We start from the raw sequence: 23,590 nt of genomic DNA, 5'->3' as shown, positions 1-23,590 counted from the left end.
AGCTATACTGTCCTGAGAATGAACAGAACAAGGAATACTGGCCTGATGACGCAGGAAAAAGAGATAAAACGCCCCATTCAGGAACTTGAGCACGCGCCGATCCCAAAAATTGAGACCCAGGAGCGTGAAAAAATAGAAACCAACGGTACAACCAACCAGGCATTGCAAACAGCCCTGACCCTCGCCGATAAAATTCAACGTCAGCCCGTCATCGCCCATATGATTCGAGCCGCAGAGCGTTTTAATGACCGCATGGGAAACCAGTTTGGCGCCGCTATCACCTACTTCTCGTTCCTGTCGATGATCCCTATCCTGATGGTGTCATTTGCCGCCGCCGGTTTTATTCTCGCCTCGCACCCTACGCTGTTACAGGATATCTTCGGCAAGATTCTGCTTAATGTCAGCGACCCGACGCTCGCCTCCACGCTGAAAAACACCATTAACACCGCCGTTCAGCAGCGAACCACCGTGGGTCTGGTCGGGCTTGGGATCGCCCTTTATTCCGGGATTAACTGGATGGGCAATCTGAGAGAAGCGATTCGTGCCCAGTCGCGAGATGTCTGGGAGCGTACGCCGCAGGATCAGGAAAAAATTTGGGTAAAATACCTGCGTGATTTTGTCTCATTGATTGGTTTGCTGATTGCGCTGATTGTCACCCTGTCCATTACTTCTATCGCCGGTTCCGCCCAGCAGATGATTATCTCTGCGCTGTATCTCGACGGCATCGAATGGCTGAAGCCCGCCTGGCGCCTGATCGGCCTGACCATCTCTATTTTCGCCAACTATTTACTTTTCTTCTGGATTTTCTGGCGACTGCCACGTCACCGACCACGTAGGAAAGCACTTATTCGCGGTACGTTTATCGCGGCGCTGGGGTTTGAAGTTATCAAAATGATCATGACCTACACGCTGCCATCATTGGTGCAATCGCCGTCAGGCGCGGCGTTTGGTTCCGTACTTGGACTGATGGCGTTCTTCTACTTCTTCGCTCGTCTGACGCTGTTTTGCGCCGCCTGGATAGCCACGGCGGAATACAAAGATGACCCGCGGATGCCGGGGAAAACTCAATAGCCACTGCCGGATTAGTTGTGAATTGCCGGATGGCGACGCACGCGTCTTATCCGGCCTACGGGTGAATTTTGTAGCCCGGATAAGCGCAGCGCCATCCGGCAATTATAATGCCGCCCGCTCTTACTGATTTAGTGAATAAATCCAACCCGTAACTTTTATTTAACCAAAAACCAGTTTTATCATCTAAGTTTTAAATTATGTGAAGCATTTCATGGAAGTGAAATCTCCAGCATAAATATTATTCCCTTTTTGCTCGCTTTTTGATCAATTACAGGGTTTGTTACAGATTGAAATATCGCTTTTGCTGTGCGTAATATGGCCTTTCGTCCGGCCAAAAATAAGAAAATATTATGCAAGCAACAGCCACAACACTCGACAACGAACAGGAACACACCCCGGTCAACTCGCGCAATAAAGTCGTCGTCGCCTCGCTCATTGGTACCGCCATTGAGTTCTTCGACTTCTATATCTACGCGACCGCCGCGGTGATCGTGTTCCCCCATATTTTCTTCCCGCAGGGAGATCCGACCGCGGCTACGCTGCAGTCCCTCGCCACCTTCGCTATCGCTTTTGTGGCCCGGCCAATCGGCTCCGCAGTGTTCGGCCATTTCGGCGATCGCGTAGGCCGTAAAGTCACGCTGGTTGCTTCACTGCTTACCATGGGGATTTCAACGGTTGTCATTGGCCTGCTGCCGGGCTATGAAACTATCGGCATTTTCGCCCCGTTGCTGCTGGCGCTCGCTCGTTTTGGTCAGGGCTTAGGTCTGGGCGGTGAGTGGGGCGGCGCGGCGTTGCTGGCAACGGAAAACGCGCCGCCGCGTAAACGCGCACTGTACGGGTCATTCCCGCAACTGGGCGCGCCTATCGGCTTTTTCTTCGCCAACGGCACCTTCCTGATGCTTTCCTGGCTGCTGACCGATGAACAGTTTATGAGCTGGGGCTGGCGCGTACCGTTCATCTTCTCTGCGGTACTGGTGATCATCGGCCTGTACGTTCGCGTTTCATTGCATGAGTCCCCGGTCTTCGCCAAAGTGGCTGCGGCGAAAAAACAGGTGAAAATCCCGCTGGGTACCTTACTGACAAAACATGTTCGCGTAACGATCCTCGGTACGTTCATCATGCTGGCGACCTATACGCTGTTCTATATCATGACCGTCTATTCAATGACGTTCAGTACAGCCGCTGCGCCTGTAGGGCTTGGCCTGCCGCGTAATGAAGTGTTGTGGATGCTGATGATGGCGGTAATTGGCTTTGGCGTTATGGTGCCTGTAGCGGGGCTGCTGGCCGACGCATTTGGTCGCCGCAAAAGCATGCTCATCATCACCACGCTTATCATTCTGTTTGCGCTGTTTGCCTTTAAACCGCTGCTCGGCTCAGGCAATCCGGCACTGGTGTTCGCTTTCCTGCTGCTGGGTTTAAGTCTGATGGGACTGACATTTGGTCCAATGGGCGCATTGCTGCCGGAGCTGTTCCCAACCGAGGTTCGCTACACGGGCGCCTCATTCTCGTATAACGTTTCGTCGATTCTTGGCGCTTCCGTTGCCCCTTATATTGCCGCATGGCTGCAGGCGAACTACGGTCTGGCAGCGGTAGGAACGTATCTGGCGTCGATGGCGGCGTTAACATTGATCGCGCTGCTGTTAACCCATGAGACCCGTCATCAATCATTGTGATTCTTTTGCCGGATGCGGCGTAAACACCGCATCCGGCCTGACATCATTTCTTCATTTGCGACAGTATCGTCCGGCACTGATTGGTTTCACCTTCGGAAGGGGAAATCAGCGCCAACAGTGCCGCCGCTGGGGTGACTAACGTGGCTAATGCGGCGGCAACCGCACCACGCGCAATCAATGGCCCAGCTTTTACGCCTGCCTGCGGGTTCTTGAAGGTCCCGCGAACATACAGCGGCGAACGCAGCGTAATAATACGAATACCTTTGCTCTCCGGATCGATGGTTAAATCCAGTTGCTCAGACGCAAAACTCGCGGTCCCGGTCACATTGATCACCGCATTTTCCGTATCAAAAGCAAAGATCTGCGGACGCGCCACGCCGTTAACGATATCCAGATTCGCCGCCGCGCAGTTTACGCGAACTTCGTCGTCACCAAATATCTGACCAACAAGATAGTTACCCAGATTTAACCCCACAATTTCCATCAGATTCCGGCTGATTAAGCCATCGTTCATCAGCAGCTTCAGGTTGCCATTGCTGTTCCCCAACAGCGCGGCCACCGAGTTTCCACTGCCGCTAAATTTAGCGTCACCGTTCATTTCACCGAGCGTTTTCTGCATCAGTTCTACATCCGGCATGAGCTCTTTTAGTTTCAGGCGGCGAGCCTGAATGTCCGCCTGCCCGCGCATCGGCTTTTTATCCCCTTCCAGATGGATTCTGGAAACAATGCTGCCTCCCGCCAGGCCAAATTTCAGCGGCTGCAGGCGCAGGTCGGCATTTTTCAGGATGATATGGGTGGAGAGATCGCTAATCGGTAGGCTGCTGCCGTGCTCAATGCGTCGACCTTTGAAACGTACGTCAGCATCCATCACATTCCATTTGTCAGTTTCGAAGCGGTCATACGGTAAGACTTTATCGGCAGGCTGGACGCTCTTCTCACCTTTGCGCTGTTCAGATTGTTTGGCCTTTTCCGCGCCTTTACCCGAATCCACACCAATCAGCGGTCCCAAATCAGCCAGTCTCAGCTGGCGTGATTCGACGTCCCCTTCCAGTTTCGGACGCGGCTTACCGGTCGTATAAGTTAGCGTTCCATGAATATCGCTGTCGCCAATGCGACCATTAAAATCGCGGTAATCAAAAACAGAGGATTTTTCCGGATCGATTTTCGCCACCAGACGCCCGTCGGTTTCAAATGGCGGCGTATCCGGGAGCAGCACCCCCGTCAAATCGTACAAATCCCCTAGCGAATCACCCGAGAATTTAAGCCGCAGATCCACGCCGCCCATATTCATCGGGTCATTTACCGTACCGGTAAATGCTACCCGCGTATTGCCCGAACGGAAATCAGCCTGCACCGGGAAAGGGGTTCCTTCGCCCCTCAGCGCCAGCATCCCGCCTATTTTTCCGCTACCGCTTAGCGGTTCGTCGTTATAGCGTCCTTTGGCCTGCAAACCAAATACGTAGTCCTCGACGCGGGCGTTGCTCTCTTTACCCTTTGCGCCGGTCACTTCGCTAAAGGGCAACGGTTTACCCAGCGGATCGACCAGGATCTCAAGCTCCGAGCGGGTCACCTTATCGTTAATAGCGATGCGTCCTTGATCGAAGAGAATATTATCCAGCCGGAACGACCACGCGGATGGCGGCGCATTAGGATCGCGGTTTTCGTCTTCTGCGAGGGTAAAGGTCCAGTTATTGTTTTTCTCCGACAGGCGAATAAGGCGCGCATCAGGCTTTACCAGCTTGACCCACGGTAGCCAGACGGTTTTTGTCAGTAATGCCAGTGGCGCGAGCGTGGCTTCCACGCGGGGAAGATGCACCATGGTGACGTCGGGAATCTCCGGCGGGTTGCCAAGGATAATATCCTCGGCATGAACGTGCGGCCACGGAACCCAGCTACGCCAGCCGGTTTCCTGCTTCTGGCGCTCCCAAACCACCCCCAGATCGCCCCGTATGGCGAAGGGCCGGTTGAGTTCTGTAGAGACTTTCTGGTTGATGGTCGGTTTGAGCCGGTTCCAGTCAAATGTCGCAATCACAATGATGAATACGACGATCAACAACAAGAAAACCCCTGATATTGATACGGTTATTTTGCCTGCTTTTGTCATAGTTAGCGTCCTCACTTCCTTCCTTGCCTGTCCTAAAGATAGTCCAGCAGGGCAAAATGAGGGACGTTACATCCGAATCAAAGCGACAGGATCACCTCTTCGAGGGTGTCCAGAGGTACTGGACGAGAAAGAAAATAGCCTTGCGCCGCGAAAGCCGGTGAGTTTTGCACATCACGCCACTCTTCAAGTGTTTCAACACCTTCAACAATCACCCCGCGGCAATAGCGGTTCATCAGCTGTAACAACAGCGTGAAGAGATTGCGGCCTTCCGGCGTCTGGCGCAGCATGACAAACAGATCCCGCGCCACTTTAATATAGTCGTAACTCACTTCGCTCAGGGCCGAGAAGTTCGCCATTCCAGTACCAAAGTCATCCAGCCAGAGTGGACCAAACTCGCACATTGAGGCGAACGACGACCCCTTCGGCAGGCGGATATGCTCCACCAGCTCAAAACGCAGCCACGGCAGGCATTCGATGATTTTCAGGATTTCAGGATCCTGGCGCATCGCAATCAGCGTTGGGCCATCGACATTCACTGAAGCCAGCAGGTTATTGGCTCTGAAAAAGTCCTTTTTCAGCTCAAGCTGCAGGAGCTGCTCTTTCACGACCTCTATACGGTGTCGGACGGCCACTTCAGCAAAATAGCGATCTGGCGCAATACGTTGGGCAGGATTATCAGGATGGGTCACGACGGTCAGCAGTTCAACGGCCATCAGCCGTCCGTCGGTCTGGTAAATCGGCTGATAGGTGTAAGCACGCTCGCACTGCAGCCAATAGCGTCTCGCCTGCAAGCTTTCGATACTCGCATCGGGCGTAATGAGCTGCTGGGTAACCTGCTTTATCATCAAAGATGTCCTGTAAATAAGAGTGTGACTGACCGGACTCGTCAAAGGTTATCGGCGCTCGGGCGCAGAACTTTACGTTCCGCCGCAGGCAAAATAAAAACTAAGCGGCAAAAACAGCGCAGAACACGTGCTGGCTCAAAAAAATAATGGAACGTTGTTTTAATATAGTTGACCACTTAACACCCACAGCGCACACTAACGCTAATTTTTTTCAGAGCAGGTTACGACTATGTCCAGAAAGATTGCCGTGATTGGCGAATGCATGATTGAGCTGTCACAGAAAGGCGCTGACGTTCAGCGCGGATTCGGTGGCGACACGTTGAATACATCCGTTTATATCGCCCGCCAGGTCGATGCGGCGGCACTTTCCGTACACTATGTGACTGCACTGGGTACTGACAGTTTCAGCCAACAAATGCTGGACTCCTGGCAGAGTGAAAATGTTGATACCTCATTAACCCAGCGTATGGAAAACCGCCTTCCGGGACTCTACTACATTGAGACCGACAGCACCGGCGAGCGCACCTTCTACTACTGGCGTAATGAAGCTGCCGCAAAATTCTGGCTGGAGAGCGAACAGTCCGCCGCGATTTGCGAAGAGCTGGCGACATTTGACTATCTGTATCTGAGCGGAATCAGCCTGGCGATTCTAAGCCCGGCCAGCCGTGACAAACTGCTGACGTTACTGCGTGAATGCCGCGCTAACGGTGGAAAAGTCATTTTTGACAATAACTACCGCCCACGCCTGTGGAGCAGCAAAGAAGAAACGCAGCAGGTTTATCAGCAGATGCTGGAATGCACCAATATCGCGTTCCTGACGCTGGATGATGAAGACGCATTGTGGGGTGAAAAACCTGTAGCCGAGGTGATTGCCCGTACTCACGCGGCTGGCGTTCAGGAAGTCGTGGTGAAGCGCGGCGCAGACTCTTGTCTGGTTTCTATCGAGGGTGAAACGCTGATCGACGTCCCGGCCGTTAAATTACCGAAAGAGAAAGTGATTGATACCACCGCAGCGGGAGACTCCTTCAGCGCCGGGTATCTGGCGGTACGTCTGACCGGTGGCAATGCCGCCGATGCCGCAAAACGTGGTCACCTGACGGCAAGCACGGTGATTCAGCATCGCGGGGCGATTATCCCACGCGACGCTATGCCGCAATAACGTGCTGTTCTTTTAGGCCGGGCAAGCGAAGCGCCCCCGGCCAATCCACCCAAGGCCGGATGGCGGCGTAACCGCCTTATCCGGCCTGGAGGTTACTGTACCGGCGGGATATCCGTCACTTCAGAATGTGACTCATCCGTTTCTACCGGCGTTGCCGCTGCGGTAACGGGTGCCATAATGCTATCCCACGTCGCCTGCAGTTCCTTCATATTGAATTCAGGCTCCCCCTTCGGCTGCAGCAGAATTAACGCCATATCTTGCGACAGTTGCTGGCGCAGATCCTGATTCAGCATCTCAACGTTCAGACTGTTGAGGAAGCTCTGGCGTAAACGCTGATACTGTTCAGGCGCGATATCCACCACCTGATTTTGCAGCGAGCGCAAACGCTGGCTGATCAAAATGTCGGTATCGGTACGGCCATAGGTGGCAAACAGTTTCTGCAGTTCCAGATTTTTTTGCGCCACCAGCGCATTGAACTCTTCTTCCGGCAGGCCCTTATCACGCACTTTCGCCAGCTCACGCGCAACCGTACCGAGGTTCGCATTCAGCTTACCGTTCGGCGATTCCACGTTGATAGCGCACTGGGCACGCAGGAACAGGACCCGACAATCAAATCCAAGGCCGATATCTTTGGCATTGTTTTTGGTCAGTTCCTGCTGAATATGCCAGAACAGCGCTTCACGGGCTAAATCAGCTCGCCAGTAGCGTAACAGCGCGGCGGATTCACGGATTGGCTGCCACGGCGTGTCCCACATGATGGAAAGGCGATCCTGGCGTACCGCATCGGTCATAATGCTCACGGCTTCAGCACGCAGCGGCGAAAGCGTCGGCACCGGCGCAGGTGTTTCGCGTTTTCCTTTTAACTCGCCAAAGGTTTTGTTGATTTGCTCAGCTACGCTGCGCGCATCTACATTACCAACGATAATCAGCGTCATCGCGTCCGGGGTATACCATTTCTGGTAGAAGGACTGGATTTTCGTGGCGTCGACAGGCGTTTTCAGCGGATCGGCTGGATCGTGCCCCAACAGGGTTGAGCCCTTCAGACGGTAGCGCCACCACCCCTCTTTGGTATCGGACGGCCAGGTTGCGACCATATCTTCGCTACTCAGCGCGTGGTTGATCGTTTCAGGAGTGATGCTCAGATTGCCGGAAATATTCGCCAGGTAAGAAAGTGACTCTTTCAGCAGATCGTTACGGCTGTTAGGCAGACTGAGGTTATATAGCGTGGAATCATAGGAAACGATAACGGGCGGCATGGGGCGTTTAGGATCGAACCCCTGCTGCCATAATGAACGGGCTTGCGTGGCATCGAGGCCACCGCTTTGCGTCAGCGCGATACGCGGGATCGCATGGCTGAAACCACTCTGTTGCGTACTTTCGGTGAGTGAACCGGTATTGACCAGCAGGCGAACCTCAATACGGTCGCTGGGGCGCTGGGGAGTGGCTAACACTTGCCACTGCAAACCATTTGCCAGCGTGCCCTGTTGCCACGCCGGGTCAGGCTGGAGCGCATCTGCCTGCACATAGCCGGCAGTAGCCATCATCAGCAAGCCGCCCGCTAAAAGTCGAATTTTTGTGCCCTGCATGTGAACCCCTGATCAACTATCCTGGTAATAAAAAGACAGCCCGCGAAAGGGCTCTCTGAATATGACGTTAAAAACACTTCGTGTTAGACCGCAAGAACATGAAAATGTCACGGAGGAAGTGAAAAAATCCCGACGCCGCCGAATCGACGGTTTCAGGCACAGGGGGTAATTATGCGCAAACACCCGCAGTCCTGGAAGGGACTACGGGCATAAGTGACGAGATTAAGAGGATAAATCGTGCGTTTTGCCATCCGGCGCACGATTATTCAGCGTGTCATCCAGCTTTTTGGTATCCAATTCTTTCACCCATTTAGCGACCACTACAGTAGCAACACCGTTACCAATCAGGTTGGTCAGCGCACGGGCTTCAGACATAAAGCGGTCAATACCGAGAATCAGCGCCAGGCCAGCGACCGGTAAATGCCCCACCGCAGAAATAGTCGCGGCCAGAACAATGAAGCCACTCCCGGTCACACCCGCTGCGCCTTTCGAGGAGAGCAGGAGCACCACCAGCAGGGTTATCTGATGGAAGATATCCATGTGACTGTTGGTGGCCTGAGCGATAAATACTGCCGCCATCGTCAGATAGATTGATGTTCCATCAAGGTTAAACGAGTACCCCGTGGGTATAACCAACCCGACAACCGACTTCCGACAGCCCAGTTTCTCCATTTTATCGAGCATACGCGGCAGTGCGGATTCAGATGAAGACGTACCCAGTACGATCAGCAACTCTTCACGGATATAGCGGATGAATTTGAAGATGCTAAAGCCAGTCGCGCGAGCAATGGAGCCCAGTACAAGAACCACAAACAGAATACAGGTGATGTAGAAGCAGATTATCAGCTGCCCCAGTTGCACCAGCGTTCCGACGCCATATTTACCGATGGTAAAGGCCATGGCACCGAAAGCACCGATCGGCGCCAGGCGCATGATCATATTGATGATGCCGAAAATAACCTGCGAGAAGCTTTCAATTACGTTGAAGATCATCTGGCCTTTGCTGCCCAGACGATGCAGAGCAAAACCAAACATTACCGCAAACAGCAATACCTGCAGGATGTTACCGCTGGCAAACGCGCCAATGACGCTCGCAGGGATAATGTCCATCAGGAAACCTACGATCCCCTGGTCTTTTGCCTGTTCGGCGTAAATCGCTACCGCTTTGGCATCCAGCGTTGCCGGATCGACGTTCATCCCGGCACCAGGTTGCACCACGTTGACGATGATGAGGCCGATGATCAGCGCAATCGTACTGACAATTTCAAAATAGAGCAGTGCAACCGCACCGGTGCGGCCTACTGCTTTCATACTTTCCATACCTGCAATGCCGGTCACGACAGTACAGAAGATGACAGGTGCGATGACCATCTTGATGAGCTTAACGAAAGCATCACCAAGCGGCTTCATTTGGGCGCCTAATTCAGGGTAGTAATGGCCAAGGAGAATACCAATGGCAATTGCTGTCAGGACCTGAAAGTAAAGGCTTTTGAATATAGAGGTCTTCATAGGGTGTCCTTAAAGTAAAAACCACAGGTCTTGTAAGGTTTTGTTTAACCTGCGGCCTTAAAGTAACACCCACTCAACATGACAGAAATGCACCTGGATCATAATTGATACAAAAATGTTAAAAATTTTGAGCTGGCTCGCACAAGCGAGACCTTTTTTAACTTTTGTAATCAGCGCTTTCCGGTGCCAGGTAACGTTCTTCAAAGATATTTGCCGGAACGGGTCGGGCAAACAGGAAGCCTTGCGCCACTTCCACCCCGGCTTGTGATAACCATTCGCGTTGCGCTTCCGTTTCAACGCCTTCGGCGATCATCTGCAAATTGAGGCTGTGTGCCAACTGAATGATAGCGGAGATCATGCTGCAATCTTCGGGCACACCATCGACAAACATCTTATCGATTTTGAGTACATCCACCGGTAGCGACTTCATATGCTGTAGCTGTCGCAGACCCGCATACCCCATGCCAAAGTCGTCCAGCGCGATGCGCACGCCCGCGTTGCGCAGCGGTCGCAAAATGGTCACTGCGGCGTGGGGATCGTCAATATGCCGACTTTCAGTCACTTCCAGAATCAATGTGCCAGGCTTAATGCGATAGCGCGTCAACAACTCCAGCAGATCAGACACCATACTTGGGTGCATCAACTGGAGAGCGGATAAATTCACCGAGAGCGGCAGCATCAGACCGCGTTCTTGCCAGGCTGACAGCTGGCGGCATGTTTCTTCCAGCACCCAATAACCGACTGTCACCATCAGACCACAAGACTCAATTCTGTCGATTAACCCTTCCGGAAGCTCCCAGCTACCGTCCGGCTGCTGCATCCGCAATAATGCTTCTGCACTCAATACCTTGCCGCTGGACATCTCTACCTGGGGCTGCATCCAGAGCGCAAATTGCTGGTTATCCATAGCAGTTAAAATATCGTTCTCTTGGGTTAAACGCTGCTGCGCCTCTTCCATTTGCAACGGATCAAAGAACTGAATTTGGTTTTTACCTTTATGACGCGACGTTAACACGGCGGACAGGGCGCGGCGATAGAGTTGCTCTGCGGTTAAATCACCATAAAACATCGCCACCCCAATGTTGCAGTTCGGACGTAGTTGAATGCCCTGAATCGGTAACCGCTCATTAACGATAGTGAGTACTTGCTGACCTAGTGTAATGGCATGCCAGGGCTCTTTTACACCATGCGCGATGATGGCAAAGTCATAGCCGCTCACCTGGGTAAGCACCATTCTGGGAGCCAATACGGATTTCAGTTTTTCGACCAGCGTGAGCAGCAGGATTTCTCGCTGAGTTTCGGTTAACACGCCCGCGGTATCACGCAGGGTTTCACAGGTGACAATCATCAGCGCCGTCGTTTGCTGACGCGTCACTACCTGCTCCAGCAATCCCATTAAAAACGATTTGTTGGGCAATTCTGAAACCGGGAAGCGCATCGAATGGTCGCTTTGCTCTTCGCTATGGCGTTTGATGAGCTGCTGATTGAGGTTGTAGCTACGCACCAGCATACCAATCTCATCATCCTGATGCAGACGTGGTAATGCCAGTTGATAGCCAATCAGGTCCTGCTGTTGAATGTCGTTCAACTCACGAGCGATTTTGCGTAATGGATGCACAATCAAACGGTTAATACACCATGAGATGGCTACCGTGAGTATTAACGATAAAAGTAAGTAAATGGTCACTAACGTTGAGAGAGTGCTCATCACAAACTTGTACATGCGGTACGAATCCGCCTGTAGCACCAGATACGCCAGCGGTTGTGGGTTCGCTGAACGCTCAAGTGAATAGACCGGCAGCGAAATTTGCACCGGCAGCTCAAACAGGCGGGTCACCGTAACGGGAACCGGGCGTTCGGGAATAAAGCTCATCCGCAGCGCCTGAAACTGATTGGGGAGCACCACATCAGCGCGGCTGACCACGCCTGCTGGCCGAATACTGCGTAGAACGGCTTCCGCTTCGGGAATATCCCCTTTCAGGATAGTGTCGGAAAGAGGTTCACGGACGGAGCGAGCGATACTTTCCAGTTGTGTAGCCGTGTTATAGCGGTTCTGCTGTACCAGATGGAACAACAAAACGGTGCAAAAAATGAAAACAAACACCATGACAACGGCCGCGACCATTGCCATCTGCTTAATTGTTAACGAGCGACTGACACGCAAACTGACTCTCCACGGATAGACGAAACTGCCGTCAGAGTATACCCGATCGTAGCGGTATTAAGAGAGACGGTATCTGAAAACTTCCCAGCGTGCATTATCGCGACAGGATAGGCACCTGACGACGAGATTTATCTGCATTTAAGCCGAAAAAGGCCGCAAGGTCACCCCTGCGGCCTGGTTCGGGCGCATGTTGCCATCACGGCAGGCAGACGCCCACTAAGAGCATTACTTCCTGTTACGCAGCCAGCTCAGAATCAGGCTGGCAATAATACCAGCGATGATTGGAGCCGCTAAATCGTGCCAGAAGGCCACGCCTAACTGTGCGAGCGTCATATAGCCGCCTGTGTTGCAATGGCAACTGTTCGCGGCTATTCTTAACTTGTCTGGAGTCAAGTTAGCCCCCGTTTTGTTGCCAGGTTTATACCGAACAACGTGCGGGGGTTTTCTCTTTCCAGCAACCGATGCCGCCGGGGATCAAGCCCCCGCAACATTGCGCCTCACCGGGAATTCCCAGCTTGCCGCTGATTCTACGGCAGCCCATTCGCCATATCACCGCGCAATATTCCGCTTTGCGTAGCGCCTCGCATTTCACCCGTTTCTCGCCAGGACGCTGGAAAGATTCTTGCCAGTTGGCAACATTCCTGCCGACCATCAACCCAGGTAAATACATAACTCGTTGATATCTATTAATTCAATTTCTGGCACAGCGATTGCTATTTGAGTGTGAGCTGTTCTGTTCCGAATTAAAGGAGATATCATGTCTGACTGTCGTACTTACGGATTCAACACCCAGATCGTTCACGCGGGGCAACAACCCGACCCTTCAACTGGCGCGCTCAGTACGCCTATTTTCCAGACTTCAACGTTTGTGTTTGACAGCGCCGAACAAGGTGCCGCACGGTTTGCGCTGGAGGAGTCCGGGTACATTTATACTCGTTTGGGTAACCCCACCACCGATGCGCTGGAGAAAAAGCTGGCGGTACTGGAAAGAGGTGAAGCCGGGCTGGCAACCGCGTCCGGTATTTCTGCCATCACCACAACGCTGCTGACATTGTGCCAGCAGGGTGACCATATCGTTTCCGCCAGCGCAATTTACGGCTGCACCCACGCGTTTCTGTCACACAGCATGCCGAAGTTCGGGATTAACGTCAGCTTTGTCGATGCGGCGAATCCTGAAGAAATTCGCGCCGCCATGCGCCCGGAAACCAAAGTGGTGTATATCGAAACGCCCGCCAACCCGACGCTCTCATTGGTTGATATTGAAACGGTGGCCGGTATTGCCCATCAGCAAGGCGCAGTGTTGGTGGTGGATAACACCTTTATGTCGCCGTACTGTCAGCAGCCTTTGCAACTGGGCGCAGACATCGTGGTGCACAGCGTCACCAAATATATCAACGGTCACGGGGATGTGATTGGCGGCATTATCGTCGGCAAGCAGGAGTTTATCGACCAGGCGCGGTTTGTTGGGTTGAAAGATATCACCGGCGGCTGCATGAGTCCGTTCAACGCCTAGTTGACGCTGCGCGGCGTTAAAACACTGGGCATTCGAATGGAACGTCACTGCGAAAATGCGATGAAAATCGCCCGCTTCCTGGAAGGACATCCGTCCATCACCCACGTTTATTATCCCGGCCTCTCTTCACATCCGCAGTATGAGCTGGGCCAACGGCAGATGAGTCTGCCAGGAGGAATTATTAGCTTCGAAATCGCCGGCGGCCTCGAGGCTGGCAGACGGATGATCAATTCTGTAGAATTGTGCCTCCTCGCGGTCAGTCTCGGTGATACCGAAACCCTCATTCAGCACCCAGCGTCTATGACACATTCGCCCGTTGCGCCAGAGGAACGGCTTAAAGCAGGTATTACCGACGGGCTTATCCGTCTTTCTGTGGGTCTTGAAGATCCAGAAGATATTATTAATGACCTTGAACACGCCATCAGAAAGGCAACATTCTGACCACTACAGCCTGAGCCGACGCCGATCGGTTCAGGCTGTTGGGAATCAAGGCACAACAGTCTGGCTATACGCGCAATCCTTTTCCGGGGAGAGCGTGTATTTTGGGCAGGGGGTTCTATGCAGGACAACACATTACAATTAAGCAACAATACAGCAACCGCCGTACCAATCTCAAAAAAAATACCGTTCACGAAATACGATTTTGGCTGGGTATTACTCTGTATCGGCATGGCAATTGGCGCCGGAACGGTACTGATGCCGGTACAAATTGGCTTAACTGGTATTTGGGTATTTATTGTCGCCTTTATTATTGCTTATCCCGCAACCTATATTGTGCAGGACATTTATTTAAAAACATTATCAGAAAGTGAAACCTGTAATGACTATACCGATATTATAAGTCATTATTTGGGGAGAAACTGGGGCGTATTTCTTGGCGTCATTTACTTCCTGATGATTATTCACGGTATATTTATTTATTCCTTATCCGTAGTATTTGACAGTGCCTCTTATATCAAAACCTTTCGCTTGACCGAGGCCGACCTTTCGCAGTCAATAATCTACAAAGTTGCCATTTTTGCCGTGCTGGTCGCCATTGCTTCCGGGGGAGAAAAGCTGCTGTTCAAAATCTCCGGTCCGATGGTAGTAGTAAAAGTGGGGATCATCATCGTGTTTGGTTTTGCGATGGTCCCGCACTGGAACTTTAGCAATATCAGCGCATTTCCTGAAGCCTCGGTTTTCTTTCGCAACGTGCTGTTGACCATCCCGTTCTGCTTCTTCTCTGCGGTGTTTATACAGGTATTAAACCCAATGAACATCGCTTATCGCAAACGGGTGGCTGACCGGGTACTGGCGACGCGCATGGCGATACGCACGCATCGCATCAGTTACATTACGCTGATTGCGGTTATTCTGTTTTTCTCCTTCTCTTTTACCTTTTCGATTAGCCATGAAGAGGCCGTTTCGGCCTTTGAACAAAATATTTCCGCCCTGGCGTTGGCAGCGCAGGTTATTCCAGGACAAATTATTCATATCACCTCAACGGTACTGAATATCTTCGCCGTATTAACGGCGTTTTTTGGTATTTACCTGGGGTTCCATGAGGCGATTAAGGGTATTATTCTTAACGTCCTGAGTCGTGTCATTGACGTTGAGAAAATTAATCCGTTAGTGCTTACGCTGGGTATTTGCACATTTATTGTGATCACCCTGGTTATTTGGGTGTCGTTCCGCGTATCGGTACTGGTTTTCTTCCAGTTGGGTAGCCCACTGTACGGGATTGTGTCGTGTATTATTCCTTTTTTCCTGATCTATAAAGTAACGCAACTGGAGAAATTGCGCGGCGTTAAAACCTGGCTGATCCTGCTGTACGGAATTCTGCTATGCCTGTCGCCATTATTGAAGCCACTGGCGGCGCTTAACTCACACTCTCCAACTGATAGCTGCGAATTTTATTCAACACCGTCGTATGCGACACCCCCAACGCTTTAGCGATATGCCGCGACGACACATTATCTTCGACCATTTGTTCGATGAGCTGACGCTCAGCACTAAGAACCTGTTCTTTAAAAGGGCGTTCCGTTGGGGCTTGCTCAACCGCGGGTAAATTCACCATTCCCAGAGGGTAATGACATCCGATTCCGCCATCAGCATCAGACGAATAATGGTATTTTCCAGTTCACGAACGTTTCCCGGCCAGGCGTGATGGTGCAAGGCCGCAAAACAGGCTTTATCCAGGATTATCCGGCGCTGAAATTCCTTCGCGTACTTCTGCACAAAGTGGCGAATAAGCAGAGTGATATCCTGCGGACGCTCCCTTAAAGGAGGAATGGTGAGTGAAAGTACGTTGATGCGATAATAGAGATCGGCACGCAGCAGACGTTGTTCCACCATCTCTTCCAGATTGGCGTTGGTCGCCACAATAATACGTACATTAACCGGTATAATTTGTGCCCCGCCAACGCGACGGATCCCACCATCCTGAAGCACACGCAGTAATTTAGCCTGTAAGCTCAGCGACATTTCACCAAACTCATCGAGAAATAGGGTGCCTTTATCAGCCATTTCAAACAGCCCTTTTTTGCCTTTACAATCTGCGCCGCTAAAGGCCCCTTTCTCATAGCCGAAGAATTCACTCTCCATCAACGACTCAGGTAATGCAGAGCAGTTGACCGGAATAAACGGATAAAACCGCCGCTGCCCGGAATTATGGATAGCCCGGGCCAGTAACTCCTTGCCGGTTCCCGTGTCACCGCGGATCAGAACGGTATATTTGCTGTCGGCAATTCTGATCGCCTTTTCGATAAGCAAGCGCATGCTCTGGCTACTGCAAATAATGTCAGAGAAATAGCGCGGGCGTTCCGGCTCGGACGTTGACAGTTCGCTTATCTCTTCACACAGGTAAGCGACGTTAATAATATCGGCGCGCTGGCTTAAACAGGATTGCACGCAGGAAATATCCTGTAACTGGCGGCACCAGGATTTAATCAGGATCCGTCCCGGCGTGACTTTCATGGAGATGATATTGATATCACAGCAGGAAAACTCCTTCAGGACATCCTCAACCATCGACAGACGATCAATTGTTTTAATATCCCAGCGTATCGTGACCACATTTGCTCCTGATCGTTAGCAACTGCGAAATCGCTATTTCTGTGACAAAAGGGAATCTGACTACATTTTAGACGCTGTGGAATAATGTTCTGCCAGAGGACTCACATTGTGGACGTAAAAACAAAATATAAAAAAACCGGAGCACAAGGCTCCGGTTATTAGGTCATAACCCACGTTTATCGCTGTTGGTTTTCATCCTGGTCAACGGCGAAACAGGCCACCAGCTGACCGCCATAGTCTTTCAACTGCGGCTGAAGCTGGGTACACGGACCAAAGCGGCGGCGGCAACGAGCATTGAACGCACAGCCCGGCGGCGGATTCAGCGGGCTCGGCAGCTCGCCGGTCAGTTTGATACGCTCGCGGCGGTCGTCCGGGTTCAGACGTGGCGTGGCAGAGAGTAGCGCCTGGGTATACGGATGACGCGGATTATTGAAGATCTGATCCTTGGTCCCTTTTTCCACGCAGCGGCCTAAATACATCACCATCACTTCATCGGCAATGTGCTCCACCACCGACAGGTCGTGCGAGATAAAAACGTAGGACAGTCCAAGATCCTGTTGTAAATCCATCATCAGATTCAGTACCTGCGCACGAACCGAAACGTCGAGCGCCGAGACCGGTTCGTCGGCAATCACCACGTCCGGGTCCAGCATCAGACCACGGGCAATCGCGATACGCTGACGCTGGCCGCCGGAGAACATATGCGGGTAACGATCGTAGTGCTCCGTTTTCAGCCCGACTTTCGCCATCATCGCCAGCGCTTTTTCACGCCGCTGCTCTTTGCTAAGCGTGGAGTTGATCAGCAACGGCTCTTCCAGAATCTGCCCCACTTTCTTACGCGGATTCAGAGAACCGTACGGGTTCTGGAACACAATCTGGATTTTCTGCCGACGCAACTTCTGCGCATGCGGGTCGTGCTTGAGCAGATCCTGCCCCTGGTAATACAGCTCACCGCCGGTCGGCACTTCAATCATCGTCAACAGGCGGCCAAGCGTGGATTTTCCACAGCCGGACTCACCTACCACCGCCAGCGTTTTACCGCGCTCGAGGGTAAAGGAGACACCGTCCAGCGCTTTTACCAGGCGTTCCGGGGCGAACATGCCCTTTTTCACCGGGTAGTGCTTTTTCAGATCGATAGCCTGCAACAGCGGCTGTTGCAAGGTGGCCTCATGCGTACTCATAGTGTGGGCCTCCCGGCATCATCAAGTGGGTAGTGGCATTTCGACTGACGACCGCCTTCCAGCAGATTCAGTTCAGGTTCTTCAGCGCGGCATTTGTCGGTTGCATACGGACAGCGCGGGTTCAGCAAACAGCCCGTCGGTCGGTCATATTTACCTGGGACCACACCCGGTAACGAGGCCAGACGCGCTTTATCCTGCGCAAACTCTGGCAACGCGCGTAGCAATGCCTGGGTATACGGATGACGCGGCGCGCGGAAAATATCCTGTGCAGCGCCGGTTTCTACGACTTGCCCGGCGTACATCACGATGATTTTGTGCGCCGCTTCTGCCACCAGCGCCAGGTCGTGGGTAATCAAAACCAGCGCCATATTCTCTTTTTGCTGCAACTCCAGCAGCAGCTCGATGATCTGCGCCTGAATGGTCACGTCCAGCGCCGTCGTCGGTTCGTCGGCAATCAGCAACTTCGGACGACAGGCAATCGCCATCGCGATCATCACGCGCTGGCTCATCCCACCGGACAACTGGTGCGGATACACATCCAGACGCGAAGCCGGATCGGGGATCCCCACCAGCGTCAGCAGGTCAATCGCCCGCTGAACGCGCGTTTTTTTATTGCCGCTCTGATGCACCTTGATGGCTTCCATAATCTGATAGCCGACGGTGTAGCACGGGTTAAGGCTGGTCATCGGATCCTGGAAAATCATCGCCACTTCCGCGCCCACAAGCTGGCGACGCTCTTTCTCAGAGATGCGCTTCAGGTCACGACCGTTAAACTCCAGATTTTCGGCCATCACACGGCCAGGGTAGTCAATCAACCCCATAATCGCCAGCGAACTGACAGACTTACCAGAGCCGGACTCTCCCACAATGCCAACCACTTCACCCTGGTTCACACTGTAGCTAATGCGGTCTACGGCGCGGAATTCGGAGCCTACGTCGCCGAAGTGCACCGATAATTTATCTACATTTAATAACGCCATCTCGAACCTCTTACTGCTTCAGTTTGGGATCGAGCGCGTCACGCAGACCGTCACCCATCAGGTTAAATGCCAGCACCGTCAGCAGGATCGCCAGCCCCGGGAAGGTCACGACCCACCAGGCGCTTTGGGCAAACTGCAGAACGTCAGAGAGCATGGTGCCCCATTCCGGCGTAGGCGGCTGTGCGCCCATCCCCAGAAAGCCGAGGGCAGCCATATCGAGAATAGCGTTAGAGAAACCAAGCGATGCCTGAACAATCAGCGGCGCAAGACAGTTAGGCAGAATATTGACGAACATTTGGCGCATCGCACCGGCTCCCGCCACGCGCGAAGCGGTAACGTAGTCGCGGTTGACTTCCACCAGTACGGCGGCGCGTGTCAGGCGCACATAGTGCGGTAACGCCACGAACGTCAGCGCCAGCGCGGCGTTGCCAATCGAGGGGCCAAATACCGCCACTAGCACCAGCGCCAGTAACAGGCTCGGCAGCGCCAGCATGATATCGACCACGCGCATGATAACGTTATCGATAATCCCGCCAAAGTAGCCGGCGATCAGCCCGAGAATGACCCCCATCAGCAGGGAGAGAACCACGACCAGACAGCCGACCAGCAGCGACAGACGCGCGCCGTACATCAGACGCGAGAGCACATCGCGGCCCACATCGTCAGTACCAAACAGGTGCGCCATCGTGCCGCCTTCCTGCCACGCAGGCGGTGCCAGCAGCGCATCACGGAACTGCTCAGCCGGATTATACGGGGCGAGAACATTCGCAAAGACCGCAATCAGAATCATGATGACAACATAAACCAGCCCGACAACCGCGCCTTTATTGCGCTTGAAATAGTGCCAGAACTCCTGCATCGGGGTCATCGGCACCGGTGCGGCAATAACTTTATTTTCAGTAACCTGTGACATGATGGCCCCTTACTTCTTATGACGAATACGCGGGTTCACCACGCCGTACAGCAGGTCTACCAGCAGGTTGACGAGAATAATCATCGTCGCGACCAGTAGCACCCCGCCCTGTACCACAGGATAATCGCGGCGCTGTAACGCATCGATCAACCAGCGTCCCAGCCCAGGCCATGAGAAAATAGTCTCGGTCAGGATCGCCCCGGCCAGCAATGTACCAACCTGTAGGCCGATAACGGTGACAACGGGCAGCATGGCGTTACGCAAAGCGTGAATGATGATGACCCGCATACGGGTCAGGCCTTTGGCACGGGCGGTACGAATGTAATCTTCACCCAGTACTTCCAGCATTGATGAACGAGTCATACGCACAATTACCGCCAGAGGAATGGTACCCAGCACCATCGCGGGCAGGATCATATGCGCCAGCGCATCAATAAAGTTACCCTCTTCACCCCAGATAGCGGTGTCAATCAGCATAAAACCGGTCAGCGGGTTGGAATCATCAAGGAATACCATGTCGCTCACCCGGCCGGAAACCGGCGTCAGGTTCAACTGCACGGAAACCAGCATGATCAGCATCATGCCCCACCAGAAAATCGGCATCGAGTAACCGGTCAGCGCCAGTCCAACGGCGGTGTGATCGAAAATGGAACCGCGCTTAACGGCGGCAAGCACACCCACCGGAATACCCACTGCGACGGCGAAAATCATCGCGCAGACACCAAGTTCCAGCGTGGCTTTAAAACGAGGCACGAACTCATCCCACACAGGTAAACGACTTTTCAGCGAGATACCTAAATCACCATGCATAACCCCCCAGATATAATGGAGGTACTGCTGCCACATCGGTTTATCCAAACCAAGTTCGGCCAGCAGTTGAGCATGACGCTCAGGGGAGATCCCACGCTCACCCGCCATGATCATTACCGGATCGCCGGGGATCATATGGACGAAGGCAAAAGTGAGAAGAGTGATACCGATAAACGTGGGGATGACGAGTCCCAAACGTCGGAGAATGAACTGCAACATAACCCGGATTCTCTCTAATGACGCACGGCCTGGAACCGTGAGTCTGTATTGCTCACAAATCTTATCCCACGCAAACTGCATCGCGGGTAAAGCATTACGCCGGATGGCGCTGCGCTTATCCGGCCTACACAACACCGGGGCGCAGCGCTTCCTTGATTGCTTTTAATTATTCGACAGAGACGTTTTCGAAGTGATGTTTGCCTAATGGATCAACCACATAGCCTTTAACTTCTTTACGCACTGGCTCGTACACGGTGGAGTGAGCAACAATCAGAGCCGGAGCCTGATCGTGCATAACAACCTGAGCTTGTTTGTACAGTTCGATACGCTTGTTGTGATCGTCGGTGGCACGCGCTGGCTGGATCAAGTCTTCAAACGGCTTGTAGCACCAGCGAGAGTAGTTTGAACCGTCTTTCGCTGCCGCACAGCTGAACAGGGTGGCGAAGAAGTTATCCGGATCCCCGTTGTCACCGGTCCAGCCCATCATGACGGCCTGATGCTCACCCGCTTTGGCGCGTTTCAGATACTCGCCCCACTCGTAGGTCACAATCTTGGCCTGAACGCCAATTTTCGCCCAGTCAGCCTGAACCATCTCCGCCATACGGCGCGCGTTCGGGTTGTACGGACGCTGTACCGGCATTGCCCACAGTTCAACGGTAAAGCCCTTGTCCTGACCGGCTTCTTTCAGCAGCGCTTTCGCTTTCTCAGGATCGTAACTGTAGTCTTTAATGTCATCGTTATAACCCCACATAGTCGGCGGGATCAGGTTCTTCGCAGCTACGCCAGCGCCCTGGTAAACGGCTTTGATGATCGCTTCTTTGTTTACCGCGTAAGTCAGTGCCTGACGAACTTTAACGTCATCAAACGGTTTCTTCTCGGTGTTGTAAGAGAGGTAGCCCACGTTCAGACCAGCCTGCTCCATCAGGTTGATGTTTTTATCCTGCTTCATGCGCGCGATGTCTGCCGGGTTCGGATACGGCATCACCTGGCATTCGTTCTTCTGCAGTTTGGCGTAACGCACGGAAGCGTCAGGCGTAATAGAGAAGACCAGACGGTCGATCTGCGGCTTAGTACCCCAGTAGCCAGGGAAAGCTTTATACAGAATACGGGAGTCTTTCTGGTATTGCTGCAGCTGGAACGGACCGGTACCAATTGGGTTGAGGTCTACTTTCTCCGGGGAACCGGCTTTCAGCATGTTGTCCGCGTATTCTTTAGAAAGAATAGAAGCAAAGTCCATCGCCAGATCGGCCAGGAACGGTGCTTCCGGACGCGTCAGCACGAACTGAACGGTTTTATCGTCCACTTTTTTCACTTCGGAGATCAGATCTGGCAGACCCATCCCTTCGAAGTATTCATAACTGCCGCCAGAGACTTTGTGGTACGGGTTCTGGGCATTTTTCTGACGATCGAACGAGAACACCACGTCATCGGCGTTAAAATCGCGCGTCGGTTTGAAATCTTTGTTGTCCTGCCACTTCACGCCCTGGCGCAGGTGGAAGGTGTAGGTTTTACCGTCTTCGCTGATTTCCCACTTCTCAGCAAGGCCCGGGATCACTTCGGTGGTACCGATTTTGAATTCAACCAGGCGGTTATAAATCGGTACGGAGCTGGCATCATAGGTGGTGCCAGAGGTGAAAAGCTGTGGGTTAAAGCCTTCAGGAGATCCTTCTGAACAATAAACCAGAGTTTTAGCCTGTACGCTTGCTGCGACGGTCATGGCCACCAGGCTCAGACCAAGCTTCAGCATCCCTGACTTCTTCAAGGAAATACTCATTCTTCTGCTCCAAATGTGATGTTTGTTGTTTTACCCTTTGCAGTGGGTTTGCACCGCCTGGCCTTTTTTGTTTTTTACCCGGCCGGGTCGGCGTTAAGAGGATGGGGATTCCGTTCACATAAGCGACTGAGTTGCAGTGCGGATTCTCCATGAAATGCCCCTCATGCCCTACAATCTGTCAACAGAATGTGAAAACGTCAATACAGGTAACCGTGATTTACACCAACGGTGAGAATTGACAAACAAAGATTAAAAAAAGTGCAGACGGCTATTTTCAGCAGGGAAATTTGTGCTACGCGCTCTGTGCCAGAATAAACTTCTTAATATTTCGCAACATTTGGTGATTAACATTTATGCAAATTCTTAAAACTTTCTAAATTAATGCTGCATATCTGAGCGATTAATACCATGAACGTTAAAACGCACAGCGGAAAATGCCAGGTTCAGCCATAAGTAGCGCAAAAAAAGTTTCATGCAAATATAAAAAAAGGCAATGGAATATGTCACAGAATCGTTAACAGTCAGTGGGAAGTGGCGCACAATTTTTGTAGGCAAAATGAAGGTCAAAGGTGGGGTTGGAATAACGCCTTACACGCCGGGATGAAACTAAGCCTGTAGGCCGGATAAGGCGCCTGCGACGCCATCCGGCGATGCCTCCCGAATTGCCTGATGGCGCTGCGCTTATCAGGCCTACAAACGCAAAAAACCCTGCTCGTTGAGCAGGGTTTTGAATTTGGTCGGTGATAGAGGATTACTCGCCACTACGTGGCTCGCCCTGCGGGCCGTTGCTGGCGCAACGTTCTCTCGCTACGCTCGAGTCGAACCTCTTTCCCCCGGAGGTTCTCATCCTCGTCAATTCCGGAAAGCAAAAAGCCAGCCCGAAGGCTGGCTTTTCTAATTTGGTCGGTGATAGAGGATTCGAACCTCCGACCCCTTCGTCCCGAACGAAGTGCGCTACCAGGCTGCGCCAATCACCGAATGCGGGGCGCATCTTACTGCTCAGCAGCGCGCCCGTCAATCCCTTAGCATCAAAAT

Annotated in this window: 15 protein-coding genes, 1 tRNA gene, 1 other RNA gene and 3 pseudogenes; 5 read left to right on the top strand and 15 right to left on the bottom strand. The window is 52.6% G+C overall.

Features of this window, described 5'->3' with window-relative positions; genetic code table 11:
• Window positions 1-45 precede the first annotated feature (45 nt).
• A complete protein-coding gene (yhjD, locus tag FDX11_RS19100; RefSeq protein WP_137398376.1) occupies window positions 46-1,071 on the top strand; it encodes an inner membrane protein YhjD in 1,026 nt (341 codons plus the stop codon).
• 350 nt (window positions 1,072-1,421) lie between these two features.
• The gene (locus FDX11_RS19095) at window positions 1,422-2,744 is read left to right on the top strand and encodes an MFS transporter (protein WP_042311748.1); all 1,323 of its coding nucleotides are present in this window, start codon (window positions 1,422-1,424) and stop codon (window positions 2,742-2,744) included.
• A gap of 43 nt (window positions 2,745-2,787) precedes the next feature.
• On the opposite strand, the gene FDX11_RS19090 is transcribed toward FDX11_RS19095, so the two are convergent.
• Both FDX11_RS19090 and pdeH read right to left on the bottom strand, forming a co-directional pair.
• Window positions 2,788-4,848 carry an AsmA family protein gene (locus FDX11_RS19090; protein WP_137398375.1) on the bottom strand — a complete coding sequence of 687 codons (2,061 nt, stop codon included), beginning with the start codon at window positions 4,846-4,848 and terminating at the stop codon, window positions 2,788-2,790.
• Between the two features lie 77 nt (window positions 4,849-4,925).
• The gene (pdeH, locus tag FDX11_RS19085; protein ID WP_061380956.1) at window positions 4,926-5,693 is read right to left on the bottom strand and encodes a cyclic-guanylate-specific phosphodiesterase; all 768 of its coding nucleotides are present in this window, start codon (window positions 5,691-5,693) and stop codon (window positions 4,926-4,928) included.
• 229 nt (window positions 5,694-5,922) lie between these two features.
• Here pdeH and FDX11_RS19080 point away from each other — a divergent pair, with 229 nt between their 5' ends.
• Window positions 5,923-6,852, top strand: coding sequence for a sugar kinase (locus FDX11_RS19080; protein WP_137398374.1), 930 nt, complete (start codon window positions 5,923-5,925; stop codon window positions 6,850-6,852).
• Between the two features lie 92 nt (window positions 6,853-6,944).
• Here FDX11_RS19080 and FDX11_RS19075 read toward each other — a convergent pair whose 3' ends face one another.
• The 5 genes from FDX11_RS19075 to FDX11_RS19055 all read right to left on the bottom strand — a co-directional run bounded on the left by FDX11_RS19075 (window position 6,945) and on the right by FDX11_RS19055 (window position 12,763).
• Complete coding sequence (locus tag FDX11_RS19075; protein ID WP_137349098.1) at window positions 6,945-8,438, bottom strand: pitrilysin family protein; 1,494 nt, start codon at window positions 8,436-8,438, stop codon at window positions 6,945-6,947.
• A gap of 222 nt (window positions 8,439-8,660) precedes the next feature.
• Entirely contained in the window at window positions 8,661-9,947 is a 1,287-nt protein-coding gene (dctA, locus tag FDX11_RS19070; protein WP_006687518.1) for a C4-dicarboxylate transporter DctC, read from the bottom strand.
• Window positions 9,948-10,104: 157 nt separating this feature from the next.
• Window positions 10,105-12,111 carry a biofilm formation regulator HmsP gene (gene hmsP / locus FDX11_RS19065; protein ID WP_072014793.1) on the bottom strand — a complete coding sequence of 669 codons (2,007 nt, stop codon included), beginning with the start codon at window positions 12,109-12,111 and terminating at the stop codon, window positions 10,105-10,107.
• 225 nt (window positions 12,112-12,336) lie between these two features.
• Complete coding sequence (locus FDX11_RS19060; protein ID WP_042311730.1) at window positions 12,337-12,444, bottom strand: type I toxin-antitoxin system toxin Ldr family protein; 108 nt, start codon at window positions 12,442-12,444, stop codon at window positions 12,337-12,339.
• Between the two features lie 85 nt (window positions 12,445-12,529).
• Window positions 12,530-12,763 (bottom strand): hypothetical protein, encoded by a 234-nt coding sequence (locus FDX11_RS19055; protein ID WP_137365837.1) that lies wholly within the window; start codon window positions 12,761-12,763, stop codon window positions 12,530-12,532.
• Between the two features lie 105 nt (window positions 12,764-12,868).
• On the opposite strand from FDX11_RS19055, the pseudogene megL reads away from it, so the two are divergent.
• Together megL and FDX11_RS19045 are read left to right on the top strand one after the other, a co-directional pair.
• Window positions 12,869-14,065: pseudogene (megL, locus tag FDX11_RS19050) on the top strand (methionine gamma-lyase).
• A gap of 117 nt (window positions 14,066-14,182) precedes the next feature.
• Window positions 14,183-15,469 (top strand): annotated as a pseudogene (locus FDX11_RS19045) (aromatic amino acid transport family protein); the annotation flags it as partial.
• A 13-nt stretch (window positions 15,470-15,482) separates the two neighbouring features.
• Here the strand turns inward: FDX11_RS19045 and FDX11_RS19040 are convergent.
• The 8 genes and pseudogenes from FDX11_RS19040 to FDX11_RS19000 all read right to left on the bottom strand — a co-directional run bounded on the left by FDX11_RS19040 (window position 15,483) and on the right by FDX11_RS19000 (window position 23,532).
• Window positions 15,483-16,678 (bottom strand): annotated as a pseudogene (locus tag FDX11_RS19040) (sigma-54 interaction domain-containing protein).
• Window positions 16,679-16,854: 176 nt separating this feature from the next.
• Window positions 16,855-17,859 (bottom strand): dipeptide ABC transporter ATP-binding subunit DppF, encoded by a 1,005-nt coding sequence (dppF, locus tag FDX11_RS19035; protein WP_042311718.1) that lies wholly within the window; start codon window positions 17,857-17,859, stop codon window positions 16,855-16,857.
• The gene (gene dppD / locus FDX11_RS19030; protein WP_137398373.1) at window positions 17,856-18,839 is read right to left on the bottom strand and encodes a dipeptide ABC transporter ATP-binding protein; all 984 of its coding nucleotides are present in this window, start codon (window positions 18,837-18,839) and stop codon (window positions 17,856-17,858) included. Before dppD ends, dppF begins: the two co-directional genes overlap by 4 nt.
• Window positions 18,840-18,849: 10 nt before the next feature.
• Entirely contained in the window at window positions 18,850-19,752 is a 903-nt protein-coding gene (gene dppC, locus FDX11_RS19025) for a dipeptide ABC transporter permease DppC (protein WP_042311715.1), read from the bottom strand.
• A gap of 9 nt (window positions 19,753-19,761) precedes the next feature.
• A complete protein-coding gene (gene dppB / locus FDX11_RS19020) occupies window positions 19,762-20,781 on the bottom strand; it encodes a dipeptide ABC transporter permease DppB (protein ID WP_032940634.1) in 1,020 nt (339 codons plus the stop codon).
• A gap of 166 nt (window positions 20,782-20,947) precedes the next feature.
• Window positions 20,948-22,555, bottom strand: coding sequence for a dipeptide ABC transporter periplasmic-binding protein DppA (gene dppA / locus FDX11_RS19010; protein ID WP_038635147.1), 1,608 nt, complete (start codon window positions 22,553-22,555; stop codon window positions 20,948-20,950).
• 734 nt (window positions 22,556-23,289) lie between these two features.
• Window positions 23,290-23,423: non-coding RNA, RtT sRNA (locus tag FDX11_RS19005), on the bottom strand.
• Between the two features lie 32 nt (window positions 23,424-23,455).
• Window positions 23,456-23,532, bottom strand: a tRNA-Pro gene (locus tag FDX11_RS19000).
• Between the last annotated feature and the right edge of the window lie 58 nt (window positions 23,533-23,590).

This window comes from Citrobacter sp. wls714 (assembly GCF_005281025.1).
Taxonomy (GTDB): Bacteria; Pseudomonadota; Gammaproteobacteria; order Enterobacterales; family Enterobacteriaceae; genus Citrobacter; species Citrobacter werkmanii.
The sequence above is the reverse complement of the archived record's forward strand: the minus strand, read 5'-3'. Positions and strand labels throughout refer to the sequence as shown.

Coding starts and splice junctions, on each gene's coding strand:
- yhjD (WP_137398376.1), top strand. CDS start 46: ATGACGCAGGAAAAAGAGATAAAACGCCCCATTCAGGAACTTGAGCAC.
- FDX11_RS19095 (WP_042311748.1), top strand. CDS start 1,422: ATGCAAGCAACAGCCACAACACTCGACAACGAACAGGAACACACCCCG.
- FDX11_RS19090 (WP_137398375.1), bottom strand. CDS start 4,848: ATGACAAAAGCAGGCAAAATAACCGTATCAATATCAGGGGTTTTCTTG.
- pdeH (WP_061380956.1), bottom strand. CDS start 5,693: ATGATAAAGCAGGTTACCCAGCAGCTCATTACGCCCGATGCGAGTATC.
- FDX11_RS19080 (WP_137398374.1), top strand. CDS start 5,923: ATGTCCAGAAAGATTGCCGTGATTGGCGAATGCATGATTGAGCTGTCA.
- FDX11_RS19075 (WP_137349098.1), bottom strand. CDS start 8,438: ATGCAGGGCACAAAAATTCGACTTTTAGCGGGCGGCTTGCTGATGATG.
- dctA (WP_006687518.1), bottom strand. CDS start 9,947: ATGAAGACCTCTATATTCAAAAGCCTTTACTTTCAGGTCCTGACAGCA.
- FDX11_RS19060 (WP_042311730.1), bottom strand. CDS start 12,444: ATGACGCTCGCACAGTTAGGCGTGGCCTTCTGGCACGATTTAGCGGCT.
- FDX11_RS19055 (WP_137365837.1), bottom strand. CDS start 12,763: ATGGTCGGCAGGAATGTTGCCAACTGGCAAGAATCTTTCCAGCGTCCT.
- dppF (WP_042311718.1), bottom strand. CDS start 17,859: ATGAGTACGCATGAGGCCACCTTGCAACAGCCGCTGTTGCAGGCTATC.
- dppD (WP_137398373.1), bottom strand. CDS start 18,839: ATGGCGTTATTAAATGTAGATAAATTATCGGTGCACTTCGGCGACGTA.
- dppC (WP_042311715.1), bottom strand. CDS start 19,752: ATGTCACAGGTTACTGAAAATAAAGTTATTGCCGCACCGGTGCCGATG.
- dppB (WP_032940634.1), bottom strand. CDS start 20,781: ATGTTGCAGTTCATTCTCCGACGTTTGGGACTCGTCATCCCCACGTTT.
- dppA (WP_038635147.1), bottom strand. CDS start 22,555: ATGAGTATTTCCTTGAAGAAGTCAGGGATGCTGAAGCTTGGTCTGAGC.